The sequence below is a fragment of the Streptomyces sp. NPDC003720 genome (assembly GCF_042875075.1).
Taxonomy (GTDB): domain Bacteria; phylum Actinomycetota; class Actinomycetes; order Streptomycetales; family Streptomycetaceae; genus Streptomyces.
On record NZ_JBIANZ010000013.1, the window covers coordinates 149,793 to 164,596 of the forward strand.

The following is a 14,804-nucleotide window of genomic DNA, read 5'->3' on the forward strand; positions in this document are numbered from 1 at the left end:
CACACACCTGGCCGAGCCTCGGTTCGGGCATCTCCACGTCGATTCCCGCGCGCCGGGCGAGCGACGCGACCGCCGCCGCGACGAACCCAGCGGCGGAGGGCTCGTTCGTCTGCCGCATCGCCCGCCGCCTCGTCTGCCACCGCCGCTGCAGCAACCATGACGGCCTCTGAGCGGTGCGCCTTCATCCGAGGCCGGCCGATGCGCCCTTCTCGGAGGCCGTGCCTGGCTGCTGCCCCGCGCACCTGAGCGTGCCCGGAGGCTCTGGAAACGTCCTCGGCTTCGGGACGTTGCAGGCCGCCACGGTGGTCCTCGGCACGCCGACAAGGTGATGGACCGACCTGTGTATGCGCAGGTCCATCCACCGTGCGGCCGCGTCCCCGCACCAGTTGATCCGCGTACCCGTGCCGGAGAGTGCGTGTTGTCAACGCTTCGCGAAAAGTGACCCTCGGGCAGTCTCCGGAAATTGACCCCCCCGTTGCGTGACGACCCGGTCCGGTCCTCGCAGGCGTTGACCGTCGGTGGCAGGTGCCAGAATCCGTGGTGTGCCAGACGCCGACTACTTCTCTGCCGCCGATGATGAGTCCGCTGTTGCCGTGATCGAGGCCGGCGGCCCGGCCCGCGCTGGGCTGGACGTGATCTTCCTCAAGGACATCGATCCGGTTGATGCCGTCGCCCAGCTCGAAGCTGTCATGACGGGCTGCAGCTATGAAGAGGCAAGCAAGCGCCCGAGGGTGGGACAGTTGCTGTCGTCCGAGAACGTTGACAGTCCGTTCGTGCTGACCGTGTCGGACACGCTCTTCGACGTCTTGGTCTCCGTCTCCGGGGACCACCTGATGACCGTGGCCGAGGCCTGGTCTGCGACCGGCGGCCTGCGCGGACTCGATGCCGCGACGGCGACAGTGGTCGTGGAGGCACTGGTCGGCCTGGCCAAGCGTGCTCGCGCCGCTGACCTGCGGCTTTATTGCTGGTGGACGTTGTGAAGGCTCACTCCCGTCCGGCCCGGTCTTTGGCCAGCAGCTCGCGTCGGGCCCGGGTGCGGTAGGAGTCGCCGGTGAGGGTGAGGACCTCGGCGTGGTGCACCAGGCGGTCGATCATCGCGGCCGCGACGACATCGTCGGAGAAGGTCTCTCCCCAGCGTCCGAAGGGCAGGTTCGAGGTCACCATCACCGAGCCCTGTTCGTAACGCGACGCGATGAGCTGGAAGAACAGGTTCGCGGCGTCCTGGTCGAACGGGATGTAGCCCACGTCGTCGATAATGATCAACTTGTAGCGGCGGATCTTCTTCAGTTCGGCCTCCAGGCGGCCGGAGTGATGGGCCTCGGCGAGGCGGGAGATCCAGTTGCTGGCGGTGTCGAACAGAACCGAGTAGCCGGCATGGGCTGCCTTGACGCTGAGCCCGATGGCCAGGTGCGTCTTCCCGATCCCGGGCGGCCCGAGCAGGATCACGTTCTCCGCCTCCGCGACGAACGTCCCTGTGGCCCGGTGGGCGAGGACGTCGCGGCGGAGTGACGGCAGGTGGTCGAGGTTGAAGTCCTCTAGCGTCTTGACCTGCGGGAAGTGGGCAGTGCGGATCCGCATCGTAGTGCCTTTGCTCTCCCGGTCGGCGACCTGCCGCTGCAGCAGGGCGGCCAGATACTCCTCGTGGACCAGTTCTGGTCGCGGGCCTGGTCTGCGAGCTCCTCCCAGAAGGCGCCGATGGTGGGCATCTTCAGCACCCTCGTGAGGAAGGCCAGCATGGACGGCATGCCATCCTTCGGGTTGCTCGCCGCATTAGGCGGTTTGGTGGTCGTGGCCATGTATCACTCCGCATTCGTGGTGGGTGGGTTGAAGTCGACGCCGAAGAGGGCGTCGTAGTCGGGCAAGGCCCGAAGCGCGACGGCGTGCCCGTCGCTGTGGTGACGGATCGCGGTCTGGCGTCGTTGGCGGTCCAGCGCGAGGGCCTCGCGCATCCTCGCGGCGGTGGTCGCGTGGACCGGGTCGGTGATGACGTGCTGTTTCGCCCATGACCGCTCGTGTCGGGCGACAACCTTGCCGTCGCAGAACACGGTCACGGTCTCCAGGGAGACGCTGACGTCGACGAACCGGCCGATGACCTGCGGGTCGACCGAGTAGTCGACGATGTCGACGCGGAGGTAGTAGTCCCGACCGAGCCGGATCCGGTGGCTCAGCCCGATCGGCGGGACGACGGGCGGCAACGGCACCATCGCCAGGTAGTCGGTCTCCAGCAGGTCAACCGGGCGGCCCTGGATCGACCGGACCGTCCGTTCGTTCGCGCGGACGAGCCAGTCGGACAGCTGCTCGTTGAAGTCAGCGGGCGAGGCGAATTGCCGTCCGGGCAGGAACGAGGTCTCCAGGTACTGGTTGTTGCGCTCGACCAGTCCCTTGAACTCAGGATCCCGTGGTGGGGCCAGCTGGATCCGAGTGGCCAGTGTCCCGGCGAAGGCCGACGCTGGGGCGGTGACCTTCCCGGTCCCGCCGATCGCGGCCTCCCGGTCCCAGACCAGCGTCTTCGTGACGCGGCCGATGCCGTGGATCAGGGACCACATGCCCGACAGGATGTCGCCCGCCTGCCGGGACGGGATCATCACCGCGGACATGAAGCGGGAACCCCAGCGTCATAGCACCGGCAGGATCCGTTGCTGACGCCCCGACCCGGACCTTCGTCTCCGGGAACCACAGATCGCACTGGGCGACCTGGCCGGGCTCGTAGACGACCCGGTCGACCGGGTCGATGCCCACGTACTCCGGGCGGATCACCGCGAGGCGCTTGCGCAGCGGCGGCAGCGAGTACGGCCAGCCGATCCGCTCGGCTATCACCGGCGCCGGCATCCTCGGCCCTTCCTGCAGCAGGGCCCGCATCTGCGGCTCGTAAGCGTCCGCGACCTGGCCGCGGGGCTCACGTTCGTACTTCGGCGGCCGGTCCGAGTTCAAGGCGGCCCGCACCGTGTTCCGAGCCACCCCAAGCCGCCGAGCGATCTCCTTGATGGGCACACCCTCCGCGCGATGCAGACGGCGTATCTCTGCCCAGTCCTCCACTTTCAGCACCCTCCAAGAGTCCGGAGGGGGTCAAGCTTCCCGGACTGCTCAGGGGTCAGTTTTCAGGAAGCGTCAACACGTGTACACGCTGTCGGCGTCAACCCCGTGGACGGCAACATCCGCTCCGGCGTCATGGAGGCCATCTTCCCCACCACGCTGCTCCCGTACCCGGCGGGGAGTTCGCCGGAGTGGTCGACGCCGCCGGCGATGACGTCAACCACCTGAAGGTGGGGGACGAGGTACTGGGCTGGTCCGACACCGGCTCCTACGCTCGGTACGCCGGCATCGGTGAGGCTGACCACCATTACCCGGCGGTCGTGGACGGTTCCCGGGAGGAGCCGATCGCCGACATGTGGCGCGCCCTGGAACAGATAGGGAGCCGCGCATGACGGCCGAGTGGCTGCTAGGGCAGAACAGCGACTTGGCGACCTGAAGGCGACGGCTTTCGCTACTCCATCGCCGCACGCGCCCACTGACCGCATGCTCCGCGATGCGTCCGGGGGGGGTCCGGGGGCAGGCAGCCCGGTGATTCAGCAATTGCCGTTCGGCCCGTTACTCGTACCGGTACTTCAGTGAATCGGCCTCCGCCTGTTCGATGTCGGCGATCGTCAGCTCCGGCATCCGCAGCTGGGCGAGCGTCACCTCGGCCGAGGTCGGCTGGGTGTCCGCCGGCAGCCACTGCTCCGGCTTCCAGGCCCCGCTGCGCAGCAGCGACTTGGGGCAGTGCGGATAGACCTCCTCGATCCCGACCACCAGCGCGCTGGCCGGCGGCTTGCCCACGGCGGTCAGCTGCGACAACAGCTCCGGGCGGGTGGAGACGCAGGCCCGGCCATTCACCCGGAGCGTCGTGGTGCGTCCCGGGATGACGAACAGCAGCCCGGCCCGTCCGGTGGCGATGACGTTCTGCAGGGTGTCCAGACGCTTGTTGCCGGTCGCGTCCGGTATCGCCACGGTCCGTTCGTCCAGGACACTGACGAATCCCGCGGGTCCGCCGCGCGGGGAGACGTCGCAGTTGCCCTCGGCGTCAGCGCTGGCTATGAAGAGCAGCGATGAGCATCCAATCAGCTGCCGTGTCTGTTCGGTGAGTTCGGTCATCTGCTTGCGCACGGCCGCGTCGCTGGGCAGTGCGTAGACCCGCCGCAGCGCCTCCTGGTCGGGCACGGCGTCGAGACGGAGCGAGTCGAAGGCACTGCTGGCAAGGGGTGTCGTCATGCGTCTGACCCTAATGGGGCGGCCTGCTGTTGGGCTCGTACGGTGAGTCGGTGAGTAGGGCCCGGCCACAGAAACATCCGCACCGAGGAAGCGCAGCACAGGCCCCAGGAAGAGGGTCAGGGCGTAGAGCCGAGCCCGGGGGCGGGAGGCTGACGGCTTGTGCGCGGCGTTCGCGCGATGGCCCCCGATCGGCGCCGGGGGCCGTCAGACCGCCATCAGGTGCTGAGGTCGAACACGCTCCAGGCGGTGAACGGCTCGGCCTGTATGTAGATCCTGCTTCCTCGGCTGACGACCCGTCGGCGGCCGGAGGCAGGGCCATCGGGCAGGGCGAGCAGCCCGACATCCGTCGGCTCGACGCAGGTGTCGGTTAGCTCTCCGTGGGCGAGCCGATTCCGCTCCTTGCCGTAGCCGCCGTAGAAGGCGACCCGATTTCCGTGAACGGCCACCGCATCGGCGCCCCGCACGCGGTTCGCCCACACCGTCACGGGCTTATCGGGGCGGTCGGGGCGTATCTCGACGAGCGGGAAGTCCGTGTATGGGCACGCCCAGGCGGCGGTGCCCGACACGTTCAGGGCGTAGCAGTCGAAGAGACCGGGAATACGGGCGCCGTCCGACGTCCAGGCAAGTCGACCGGTGGCGTCCCAGCGGCGGATCCCCACCGGGTTCTCGTCGAAGTGCCCGACCCATACATGGCCGGCCTCATCGACCAGCAGGTGCTCGATGGCATCACCGATGGAGAAGGATGAGGTCTCACGGCCGAGCGCGTCGAAGACCTGGACCGGTTCGCGTCCTTCAACCGGCGGGCGCGAGCCGCGGCGACGACGAACCCGCCGTCCGGCAGGCGGTCCAAGCGCGGCCAGCGGGCCCCTACGGCGCTCAACTCGGTGACTTCGATGTCGCCGCCCGGATGGACGGAGACGACTTGGGCGTCGAAGGGCAGGACATCGCCGCCGGGCTGCGGAGCACGTTCGGCAAGCAGCCAGTGGGCGGCGCCGAAGATGTCGACGGTACTGGTCAGGACGTGGCGGTCGTGGTGCGCTCGGGGGAGGTGGGCGTAGGGAACGAGGGTGGCCTTCTGCACGGGCGGCTCTCCTGGGTGGGTGGTCACGGCCATCGGGCTCTGCGGTGAGCAGCGGACGGCGAGGCGCGAGCACTGGAGAGGGGAGCGGGGCGCCTAGACGGCATGGCCCTTTCTGGTCGTCATGAGGCGATGATCGTCGACGCCCGATCTCGTGACAAACCTTTTTGGCGCGTCACCGCAGCTGGTCGGATGCTGCGAGTGCATGGACTTGCATGGACCTGACCGCACTCGCAGAACTACCGGCTCGTTGGACTGCCGGTCGAGGCCTGCACGTCATCGGCCCCCCGCAGACGCGTGTGCTCCACGACTGCGACCCCACACCATGAGCCTGCTCGCCGCCGTTCCCGCACGACCGCGCAGTGCACCTACGCGGAGCTGGCCCGCTGGCACGTGAAGCGGTCCCAGCACGACAGTGCCGCCGTCCCACACGGCAGCCCGCTGCTCGCCCGCACCGCCGAAGTAATCGACTTCCACGTAGGCCACCGGTCCGCCGACCGACCAGTCAGCGAGGGTGTTCTCGAAGCCTCCGGGCAACCGCCAGAACCCCAACGCATCCCTGCCGCTGCCGTCCGCGACGGAATCGAACAGGACGTCTGTCATAGGCATCAGGGCAAGGCCCTGTCCGATCGACGCCAGCCGAGCCGTAGGCAGGTGCCGCACCATGCTGCGTAGCGCCTCCCGGTCAGCGATCACTGCCTGCAGGTCGTAACCCATGTTCCGAGCCCCTTCAGGTCGAACCTTGCGCAAGGACAACGCCCCCTCCCTGGGAAGGGGCGTTTCGCTGTCCCTACGGGCAGTCCTCCCCGAACTTGACCGCGTCCAGGCTGACCGGCTGCCCGTTCAGCTTCACCCCCGCGGCCGGCTTCTGCGTGCACACCTGCCAGTTCGACTCCATCAGCACCCACCGGCTTGCGCCCGTCGCGTCAGTCACAGTGATCGACGTGCCGCTGTCGAGAGCCTGCCGAGCGGCCTTCACGCTTTTGCCGTGGAAGTTCGGCATCGTCCCGCCGACCGTAGAGGGCGCGGCCTCATCGTGGGCCGGGCAGGTTTCAGCGAGTTTGACCGCGCCGAAGTCGAGCACCGTCGTTGTGGCCGCGACTTTCCCGGCCCTGACGCTCTGCGAACAGACCTTCCAGTCCCGGTCGAAGACCTGCATACGAGCCCGGCCCAGCGAGTCGTGGCTCTTGAGGAGGTAGAACCCCTGCTCCTGGGCGGTGTCCTGGGCCGACTGAAGGCCCATGCCGACAAAGTTCGGCACGGACTTGGACTCTCTGGCCGGCTTGTCATCCTTCGTCGGCTCGGCGCTTGTGCTTTTGGCCGGCGGGGCGCTGCCGCTCGGCTTGGCTGTGTCCGTCGGCTGACAGGCAACGGCGCCCGCGCTCACTGCGCAGAGCAGGACAGCACTGATGATGTGGAAACGCATGGATCCCCCCATGGTGGTGCTAGTACAGGCGGAACACGCTAAACCACATGTGGTTGTCCAGTGAATCTTGTTGCTGTGCTGTGATATCAGACCGACTGCCCCGCGCCCCTGCGGGCCTGAGCCAAAACGGCGGATTCTCGGAGCAGCCGCCCCGGCGCACCCAGTAGGAGTCGGGCGGGTTCGCCGACTCGAACGCTGCTGGGCGACGGTCGTGACGCTGGACAACGGCCATCTCAGAATGACTTGGTCGCGCTCATTGGCTTCCTGCGAGCCGTATCGCGTTGGGTGTTTGGCGGTAGAGGACTGTTCGGCCGGTTCGGGTACGGGTGACGAGGCCCGCTCGGTGGAGCACGCCGAGGTGGTAGGAGACGGTGGCGGGGCTGAGGTAGTGGCGTGCTGCGAGTTGGGCTGTGGTGGCTGGTTGTGTGAGCGCGGTGAGGAGCGCTGCGCGGGTGGGGCCGAGTAGTTGGGCTGTTTGGGTGGTGGGCGCTGTTGGGGTGATGGCGTCGGTGATGGCCTTGTCGCGGACGGGGTGGATGACCATCGGGGGTCTGCTGCCGTCACGTGTGGGGTCCACGGCCACGGCTGGTTGAGGCGCGACGAGGGAAGGTACGACGATGACCTGTGGCACGGGCAGTGAGATCTGGTACCGGCTTTCGACGTGCAGCGTGCCGTCGGCCCATCGGATCTGAGGGTGCAAGGAGTTGAAGAGTGTGGCCGCGCCGTGCCGAGCCAGCACGCCGGCGCAACGGTCGACTTCTGCGTCGAGGGCGTTCTTGGCGGCGTCCCAGTGCGGGGCGAAGGCCAGCTCCCAGTAGCGCCGTAGCTCGTCCGCGGCCTGCCGGGCGACGTGTGCACCGCCCCGTGCCATGGCCCGCCGCACTCCGGGGGGCAGCTCGGAGCCGGCGAGGCCGTTGCACGGCCGCCCATCCCGCAGTGCTTGCAGTTCGCCCAGGACACGCTCGGGCGGGGTACGGCGGACCCGCTGCAGTTCCTCCTCGACGCTGGGGGAGGGCTGGACGGGATGCGGGCTGAGGAAGTCGGGGATGTACCCGCCTGTGTCCAGGGCGAGTTCGGAGAGCAAGGGCAGCCGGGCCCGGCGCAGCACGCGTCTGGCGCGGGCGACCCACGGGTCGGCATCGGGGGCCGGGCGAGTGCCCCAGGGCAGCAGTGTCGCGACGACCTCGTGCAACGGTGAGATGGCGAAGCGGGAACGGGCGAGCCCTGCGGCGTCCACGGTGAGCTCGATCAACGAACCTCCCGGCCGTCCCATCCCGTTGGCATTTGCGCCCCGTCCCTTCGAACCTGTTCGAATCATGGCATGGAACGTCGCGGCGGCATGCCGGATTGGCGCAGCCTGGTGGCCCGCGGCCTGATCGACCGAGGCAACCGTGGGTCTGGCCGCGCCGGGGGCGATTGCTCCAGCAGATCATGCTGGACATTGTTGGGGAGGTGGATGGATGCGCGTCATGACACGGCTGCTCTGTCTGGGGGCTTCGGTGCTGCTCGCAGTGGCCGGCCAGGCAGTTCCCGCAGGCGCTCGGGAACTGCCCGATGTCTACGTCGTCTCGCGAGATCCCGGCATCCTGCCGGAGGGGATCGCGGTGGAGCGGGACGGGACCATGTATGTGACCTCCAAAGGCACCGGCCGGCTGTTCACGGGACGCATCGGTGACGCCGAGCTGCGGCCTTTCGCCGCTGAGGGCATCACCGATCGTCCGAGCGCGCTCGGGGTGCACACCGATGCCCGCCACCGCGTCTTCTCCGTGGGCGGCTCGAGCCTCACGGTGCACGACCGAGCGGGCCGACTGGTAGCCCGCCGCAAGGCCGAGGACGGTCCCCTAGGAGCCGCGAACCTCAACGATCTCGTCATCACCAAAGACGCCGTGTATGTCACCGACTGGGCCAATCCCGTGATCCACCGAGCTGTACTGCGCGCCGGTCACCTGGGCCCGCTGCGCCCCTGGGTCGACATCCGCAGCGCTGCTCCGGGGTTTCCGGCACAGTACTGGCTGCTCAACGGCATAACGGCTGACCGCACCGGCAGGACTCTGCTCGTGGCCTCCAATGGCACGGAGGCGGTGTGGCGTGTGGATGCCGATACGAAGGACGTCGAGGAGGTGCAGCTCGGCGGGTCGTCGTTCGGGGCGGACGGCATGCTGCTGCACGGCCGCCATCTGTATGCGGTGCTCAACTACGGTGCGCCGGCTGGGGTGTACATCGCCCAGCTGAGTGAGGATCTCCGCACCGGGAGGGTGGAGTATCAGGTCACCGGTGACCGGTTCGACCTGCCGACCACCCTGGCTCGTCACGGCTGCCGCCTCTACGTGGTCAACAGTCAGCTTGATCAGCCGCCGGGGCATCCGCCCTACACCGTCTCGGCCCTCTCCGACCCCACCTGCCGGTAGCCGACGCCGTCCGGGAAGGAGGAGCGGCGCCGCGGCCGGCATGAAACCGGACGCACGGATCGCGCAGCATCGTCCTTTCAGGGGTACGTACGACTACATGAGGCTCGGGCACGCGCTGTCGGCATGGAGGGCGTCAGCGCTGTGCAAGGCGGTGGGCCGCCTACGGTGCGTTGACCGGATGCGTCCTAGTGGGGCAACGGCTTCTGCGCGTCGCTCTGCGCCTATTCGGCCCAGGCTCGTTCGAGCAGGGTGCCGAAGGCGGCAGGCTCTCGCCCGATCAGCTCGGCGAGCGTCGGGTCGACGGCGGTGAACTCGCCGTTGCGCGCCGCTGTGAAGATGCTCAGCATCAGGTCCGCGATCGCCGCCGGGGCGCCGTGGGTCAAAGCCTGCTCGCGGAAGGCGTCGTCGGGGACGACGGTGCGGGTGAAGGGCCGTCCGGTGGCCTGCGACGCGATCTCGGCGACGGTGCCGAAGTCGAGAGCCGCCGGGCCGGTGAGCGGCGGAGTGGGCCCTTCGAAGCGGCCCTCCTCGGTGAGGATCGCCGCGGTGGCATCGGCGAGGTCGGCGTGGCCGGTCCAGGCGACAGGGCCGTCGGCGGGCAGGGCGATGTCACCAGTGTGGCGGGCGGACTCCAGGAACTGCAGGGCGCTGGCCGCGTAGAAGCCGTTGCGTAGCGCGGTCCATGGCAAGCCGGTGGCGCGCAGCAGATCCTCGGTTCGAGCGTGGTCGCGGCATGCCTGGAAGCGGGAGTCGTGGGCGGCGCCCATCTGGCTGGTGTAGAGGATGCGGCCGACGCCGGCCTTCACGGCAGCGTCGATGGCGGTGCGGTGGCCGGTGACGCACTCCTCACCGGTGCGGTCGAGCGAGATGAGGAGCAGCTGCTCCGCTCCCTCGAAAGCATGGACGAGCGAGGCAGCGTCGTCGAAGCTGCCCTGCCGGACACGGACGCCGCGGTGGGCGAGGTCCCGAGCCTTGCGGGGGTCGCGGACGCTGACGCCGATGCGGTTGGCCGGGACGCGCTCCAGGAGGCGTTCGACGGTGCGGCGGCCGAGCTTTCCGGTGGCTCCGGTCACGATGATCATGAGTTCTCCCGACGCTGTTTCCAGTGGAATCATTTCAACGTTAACACTGGAATATCGCTGGAATCAACTGCGCGGTATCATCGATCCGTGACTACGCGTGACGCCACCGAAAGCCCTCGTCGCCGCATCGTCGAGGCGGCCGTCGGGCTCCTGGAGAAGGGCGGCCCGGACGCGGTGAGTACCCGGGCGGTCGCCGCCGCGGCCGGGATGCAACCGCCGGCGATCTACCGCCTCTTCGGCGACAAAGAAGGGCTCCTTGAGGCCGTGGCGGAGCACGGCTACGCGCAGTTCCTCGAGAGCAAGCGCGCGCAGCTCGATCCCGAACCACAGGACGCGGTGGAGGATCTGCGCCGGGGCTGGGACACGGTGGTGGAGTTCGGGATCTCCCGCCCCGAGCTGTTCGCAGTGATGGACAGGGCCACCGGCAGAGGTGCGGACATGGCGCACCGCGCGGGCCTGGAAATCCTCCACGGCCGGGTGCGCCGACTGGCAGCCGGGGGATGGCTGCGGGTCGACGAGGACCTAGCCGCGCAGATAATCCAGGCAACCGGCCGAGGCGCGGTCACCACCTGGCACTCCACGCCGGCGGACCGCCGCGATCCGGCGCTGCTGACCGCCCTCCGCGAGGCCATGGTCGCCGCCATCACCCGCGCCGAACCGGTGGTTCCCGCCGCGGAGACCGGCCCAGCCGCAGCGGCCCGCGCGCTGCGCGCCGCTCTCCACGACGGCGCCGACGTCCTGAGCGACGCCGAGCAACACCTGCTGCGCGAGTGGCTCACTCGCCTTGCGGCGGACCGTGGCGCTCCGCGTGTCTGATCGGGCGTCAGGAGTACACGTGCAGGCTATGCCTCGGTCCGGCGAATGGCGTCTGAGGGCGTAGGCCCGTCTCGGTGAGAGTCGATCTGGGCTGTCGGTACGGCCGTTGACCGGCTCGCGGTGCTGTAGGAGCGGTGCATGATCGAGATATTCGCTGGTCGCTGCTTGCCGGCGGTGCTCATACTGCCGCAATGGATGCGGTGACTCTTGAGACCGACCGGCTGGTGCTGCGGGCCTTCACGCCTGCCGACGTGGATGCGGTGTACGAAGCCTGCCAGGACGAGGACATCCAGTACTACACACCCGTGCCGGTGCCTTACCGGCGTACGGACGCGGAGAAACTCGTCGGCGAGAAGCTGCCCGCTCAGTGGGCCGAGGACAGGGACTACACCCTCGGCGCGTTCCGCAAGGACACCGGCGCCCTGGTCGGCTCGTACTGCCTGACCCTCGTCAGCCGCGGCGTCTGGGAGCTCGGTTACTGGGCCGTCAAGGAACAGCGCGGCCACGGGTACTCCGTGGAGGCCGCTCGGGCCCTATGCGACTGGGGCTGGGCCACGCTCGACGTCCACCGCATCGAGTGGTGGGCCATGGCCGGGAACACCGGCTCTCGTGCCGTCGCCGAGAAGCTCGGCTTCACCCTCGAAGGCACACTGCGCAATCGGGGCATCGCCAACGACGGCAAGCCGCACGACTGGTGGGTGGGCGGACTGCTGAGGCCCTGATGCCCTGGAGATCGCGGATGCGGGGGGTGGGGCCGGGGTTGGGTGCGTTTGTTGGTTTCGGCCCCGGCGCCTATGCCGGTCCGGGCCCCTGCCTCGGCCCCTGTCTTGGTTTGTGTGCCGGTCCTGGTTCGGGTGCGGCCCGGGCTCGGCGTTGGTCCCTGTCTCGGCCTTGGTCTTGGCCTCGGTCCTGGCTTTGGTTGTGGTTTCAGGGTTGGTCCTGGTACGGGGTCGTTGCGGGTCGGCCCCGGCCCCGGTCCGGGCCTTACGTCGGCCCTGAATCCCGGTCCGGGCTGCCCCGGCGTGGCTTCAGCCTCACCCGGCCCCGGCATCGGTCTCGGTCAATTCTGGTTTGTGTCTTGGGTTTTGGTTGTCGGGAGTGGGTGTCGGGGGTGGGGGTGTTACTGGTGGATGTTGATGGTTTGGGTGGTTTCGGATTGTGCGGTGGCGTAGGGGGAGCACTGGTTGAGTGCGGTGGATTCGTTGTGGGCGTTGATGTGGGCGGTTTTCTTGGTGATGGTGGTCAGTTTGGTGAGGTTGAAGGAGAACTTGCCGAGTGCTTCGCGGGCGGGGAGGAGTTCGGCGGTTTGGGTGTGGAGCTGGTTGGTGTTCATGGGTGGGGTTCCTTTCGTCGTGGGGTGTGGGGTGTGGGTTCCGGTGGGGTGTGCCCGGGTGTGGTGTGGGGCGGTGTTGTCCGGTTCCCGGGTGGGGACCTGCCGGCGGGTGCCGGCGGGCGGTGAGCGAGCAGCGGGTTGTCCGCGCGGTGCGCGCCGGCAGGTGGGGTGGACGGTGGGGTGCCCGTTTGCCCTTGGTCGCGGTCGGGTCATGCGGATACCCGGCTGCGGGGGTGGGGGCGTGGCGGGTCCGGGGGAGTGCCGCCCAACCGTCCGGTGTCTCCGGACAGTTCGTCCGGAGGGCCTGGACAGTAGCCGAAGCCGAAGGAAAAGCGCAAACGATCCAATTGCGACATTCGTTCAAAGTCGCATGGCTGTTCTTACGAGGACGTCAGCATCGGTGAGTTGGAACTGACCGGCGAGAAGATCCCCGCCGCCGTCGGTGCGGGCGGCACGTTCCGCTTCATCGTCGAGGTGGGCGAGTTCGACGCGGTCCGGTGCGTTTTCTTCCTCGCCCCGGTATCGACGCACGTCCGGTAGTGAGCATGGGCAGCTGCGTCGGCACGGGCCGGCACGCTTCGCCGTTCACTCTGCGGTGATCGCCTCCCGGATTGCGCGTGGGCGAGGGCGGCACCGGCGGTTGAGCGGATCCGGTTGGGGCTGAGGGCGGCCTGCCGGGGGGGTGCCGGCGTTGCCATAGTCTCGGACGGCGGCTCGTTCACCGAGCGCACGGACGCTTCCGGTCAGGGCGTTTGTTGTTCGCGTCCCCGCGTAAGACCCGCTCTGGCTTTCGGGCGCCGTTTCACCAGGCGGGGCGGTATGCCGCTTTCCTCGGAGTGTCCCTGGCCCTGGCGAGGCGGGCGCCGCGGGACGCCGGGCCGCGATGATGATGCGCCGCCGTCGGGCGCGCCCGCCCGGCTTCGGGCGCGCCCGCCTGGCCGGGGTGTGCGCTGCTCCTGGGTGTGGTGGTGCGGCCTTACGGGGTGTGCGCCGTTCCTGGGTGTGGTGGTGCGGCCTTACGGGGTGTGCGCCGCTTCTGGGTGTGGTGTTGCGGCCTTACGGGGAAATGGGGTGCGGTTCGTTCGCGGGTGGTGCGGGGCTGGTCGGGCTGGGGTGTGGGGGTTGTTGTCGTGGAGGGGTGTTGCGGGGGTCAGCGGCTGGGTGGGGCGGGGGGTCGGGGCGGGTGGGTTTTATCGGATGACGCGGTGGCGGAGGTAGACGATGTTGGAGTTGAAGGTGCGGGTTTCGGTGAGTTGGAGGTTGACTCGGCGTTCGTGGTGGGGGAAGTAGGGGGTGCCGCCGCCGACGAGGACGGGGTAGATGACGGTGCGGTATTCGTCGATGAGGTCGGATGCGGCGGCGTGGGCGGCGAGGGTGGCGCCGCCGATGGCGATGTCGCCGTCGCCGGGTTCGGCTCGTAGGCGTTCGATCTCTTCGGTGAGGGTGCCGGTGGCGAGGCGAGCGTGGCCCTGCAGGGTGTGCAGGGTGGTGGTGAAGACCACTTTGGGCAGTGGTTTCCACAGGGCGGTCCACTCGCGTTCGGGGGCGTCGAGGGTGGGGTCCTCGTCGGCGGTCTCCCAGTACAGCATCGTCTCGTAGAGCCGGCGTCCGAGCAGGTGGACGTCGACCTGGCGGATCTCGTCGATCCAGAAGCGGAAGACGTCCTTGTCGGGTGCGGTCCAGGCGAAGTTGCCGTCCGGTCCGACGATGTAGCCGTCGAGGGAGACGCTCATCGAGTAGGTCACGCTGCGCATCGGGTGTCCTCCTGGGTGCGGGGTTCGACAGTAGGACTGCCGCGCGTCGCGGAACTCATCACGGCTCGCGACACTCCCGTGGGCGGCGTGCGGGGTGGGGCTGTTCGGTGCGGGGCGGCCCCGTCGGGGGGTATGGGGTGGCGGGCTGGTGGCTTGGCGGAGAGGGGACGTGCTGGTGGGCGGATGGCACCCGGTGTGTGCTCTGCTCACCCGCCTGCGGGACCCGGGAAATCCGTGCCTTTGTGCGAGGCTCCGTTTTCCTCGACCGGGTCGAAGCGCTCGTCGCCCCGATGCGGGGTCCGGTGCGCGGGCGGGCGGCGACCGGTGTGTGGCGGATGGAGCGTTCGCTGGCACACGGGGTGGGGCGGGAGGCGTTCGCGGTGTGGGGCGGAGCGGATCAGTACGGTCTCGAGCGTGGCGGGGGGAGCGTCCCCGGGCCGCGCAGGGCTGGGCGGGGCCGCGCAGGGCTGGGCGGGGCCGCGCAGGGCTGGGCGGGGCTGGCTTGTCCGCTGTAGCCCATCGGGGCGGCTGTGACCGCTGGAGCGGTGCCGCGGGAGCGGACTGCAGGGTGGCCGAGGGCGATGGACAGGGTTGTGCGCGAGGGCCGCTGACAGCCTGTTCGCCGTCGACGTCGAACCCGGTCTCCTGGGGGCTCCGGG

The 14,804-nt window shown here is 68.9% G+C and carries 14 protein-coding genes and 2 pseudogenes; 6 read left to right on the forward strand and 10 right to left on the reverse strand.

Annotated elements, in window-relative coordinates; translation table 11 throughout:
- The first annotated feature begins 542 nt into the window (after positions 1-542).
- Complete coding sequence (locus ACFYU0_RS31455; RefSeq protein ID WP_389305565.1) at positions 543-980, forward strand: hypothetical protein; 438 nt, start codon at positions 543-545, stop codon at positions 978-980.
- Between the two features lie 4 nt (positions 981-984).
- On the opposite strand, the gene istB is transcribed toward ACFYU0_RS31455, so the two are convergent.
- Together istB and istA are read right to left on the reverse strand one after the other, a co-directional pair.
- Positions 985-1,686 carry an IS21-like element helper ATPase IstB gene (istB, locus tag ACFYU0_RS31460; protein ID WP_389305653.1) on the reverse strand — a complete coding sequence of 234 codons (702 nt, stop codon included), beginning with the start codon at positions 1,684-1,686 and terminating at the stop codon, positions 985-987.
- Positions 1,687-1,799: 113 nt separating this feature from the next.
- Positions 1,800-3,045, reverse strand: a pseudogene (istA, locus tag ACFYU0_RS31465) (IS21 family transposase).
- A gap of 69 nt (positions 3,046-3,114) precedes the next feature.
- On the opposite strand from istA, the pseudogene ACFYU0_RS31470 reads away from it, so the two are divergent.
- Positions 3,115-3,317 (forward strand): annotated as a pseudogene (locus ACFYU0_RS31470) (alcohol dehydrogenase catalytic domain-containing protein); the annotation flags it as partial.
- Between the two features lie 271 nt (positions 3,318-3,588).
- On the opposite strand, the gene ACFYU0_RS31475 reads toward ACFYU0_RS31470, so the two are convergent.
- The 5 genes from ACFYU0_RS31475 to ACFYU0_RS31495 form a co-directional block, all read right to left on the reverse strand.
- Positions 3,589-4,248, reverse strand: coding sequence for an MSMEG_1061 family FMN-dependent PPOX-type flavoprotein (locus ACFYU0_RS31475; RefSeq protein WP_389305567.1), 660 nt, complete (start codon positions 4,246-4,248; stop codon positions 3,589-3,591).
- 215 nt (positions 4,249-4,463) lie between these two features.
- Positions 4,464-4,907, reverse strand: a complete 444-nt coding sequence (locus tag ACFYU0_RS31480) for a hypothetical protein (RefSeq protein ID WP_389305569.1) — start codon at positions 4,905-4,907, stop codon at positions 4,464-4,466.
- A gap of 695 nt (positions 4,908-5,602) precedes the next feature.
- Positions 5,603-6,043 (reverse strand): hypothetical protein, encoded by a 441-nt coding sequence (locus tag ACFYU0_RS31485; protein ID WP_389305571.1) that lies wholly within the window; start codon positions 6,041-6,043, stop codon positions 5,603-5,605.
- 73 nt (positions 6,044-6,116) lie between these two features.
- Positions 6,117-6,752, reverse strand: a complete 636-nt coding sequence (locus tag ACFYU0_RS31490; protein ID WP_351668436.1) for a hypothetical protein — start codon at positions 6,750-6,752, stop codon at positions 6,117-6,119.
- 253 nt (positions 6,753-7,005) lie between these two features.
- The gene (locus tag ACFYU0_RS31495; protein WP_351668434.1) at positions 7,006-8,004 is read right to left on the reverse strand and encodes a winged helix-turn-helix domain-containing protein; all 999 of its coding nucleotides are present in this window, start codon (positions 8,002-8,004) and stop codon (positions 7,006-7,008) included.
- 217 nt (positions 8,005-8,221) lie between these two features.
- On the opposite strand from ACFYU0_RS31495, the gene ACFYU0_RS31500 reads away from it, so the two are divergent.
- Complete coding sequence (locus tag ACFYU0_RS31500) at positions 8,222-9,160, forward strand: hypothetical protein (RefSeq protein WP_389305573.1); 939 nt, start codon at positions 8,222-8,224, stop codon at positions 9,158-9,160.
- Between the two features lie 221 nt (positions 9,161-9,381).
- On the opposite strand, the gene ACFYU0_RS31505 is transcribed toward ACFYU0_RS31500, so the two are convergent.
- Entirely contained in the window at positions 9,382-10,242 is an 861-nt protein-coding gene (locus tag ACFYU0_RS31505) for an SDR family oxidoreductase (protein ID WP_351668430.1), read from the reverse strand.
- Between the two features lie 87 nt (positions 10,243-10,329).
- Here ACFYU0_RS31505 and ACFYU0_RS31510 point away from each other — a divergent pair, with 87 nt between their 5' ends.
- Positions 10,330-11,058 carry a TetR/AcrR family transcriptional regulator gene (locus ACFYU0_RS31510; RefSeq protein ID WP_351668428.1) on the forward strand — a complete coding sequence of 243 codons (729 nt, stop codon included), beginning with the start codon at positions 10,330-10,332 and terminating at the stop codon, positions 11,056-11,058.
- A gap of 191 nt (positions 11,059-11,249) precedes the next feature.
- A complete protein-coding gene (locus ACFYU0_RS31515; protein WP_389305576.1) occupies positions 11,250-11,780 on the forward strand; it encodes a GNAT family N-acetyltransferase in 531 nt (176 codons plus the stop codon).
- Positions 11,781-12,178: 398 nt separating this feature from the next.
- On the opposite strand, the gene ACFYU0_RS31520 is transcribed toward ACFYU0_RS31515, so the two are convergent.
- Complete coding sequence (locus tag ACFYU0_RS31520) at positions 12,179-12,391, reverse strand: hypothetical protein (RefSeq protein WP_351668424.1); 213 nt, start codon at positions 12,389-12,391, stop codon at positions 12,179-12,181.
- 354 nt (positions 12,392-12,745) lie between these two features.
- On the opposite strand from ACFYU0_RS31520, the gene ACFYU0_RS31525 reads away from it, so the two are divergent.
- The gene (locus ACFYU0_RS31525) at positions 12,746-12,931 is read left to right on the forward strand and encodes a DUF4839 domain-containing protein (RefSeq protein WP_389305655.1); all 186 of its coding nucleotides are present in this window, start codon (positions 12,746-12,748) and stop codon (positions 12,929-12,931) included.
- Positions 12,932-13,581: 650 nt separating this feature from the next.
- Here the strand turns inward: ACFYU0_RS31525 and ACFYU0_RS31530 are convergent.
- Positions 13,582-14,145 carry a dihydrofolate reductase family protein gene (locus ACFYU0_RS31530; protein WP_389305579.1) on the reverse strand — a complete coding sequence of 188 codons (564 nt, stop codon included), beginning with the start codon at positions 14,143-14,145 and terminating at the stop codon, positions 13,582-13,584.
- Between the last annotated feature and the right edge of the window lie 659 nt (positions 14,146-14,804).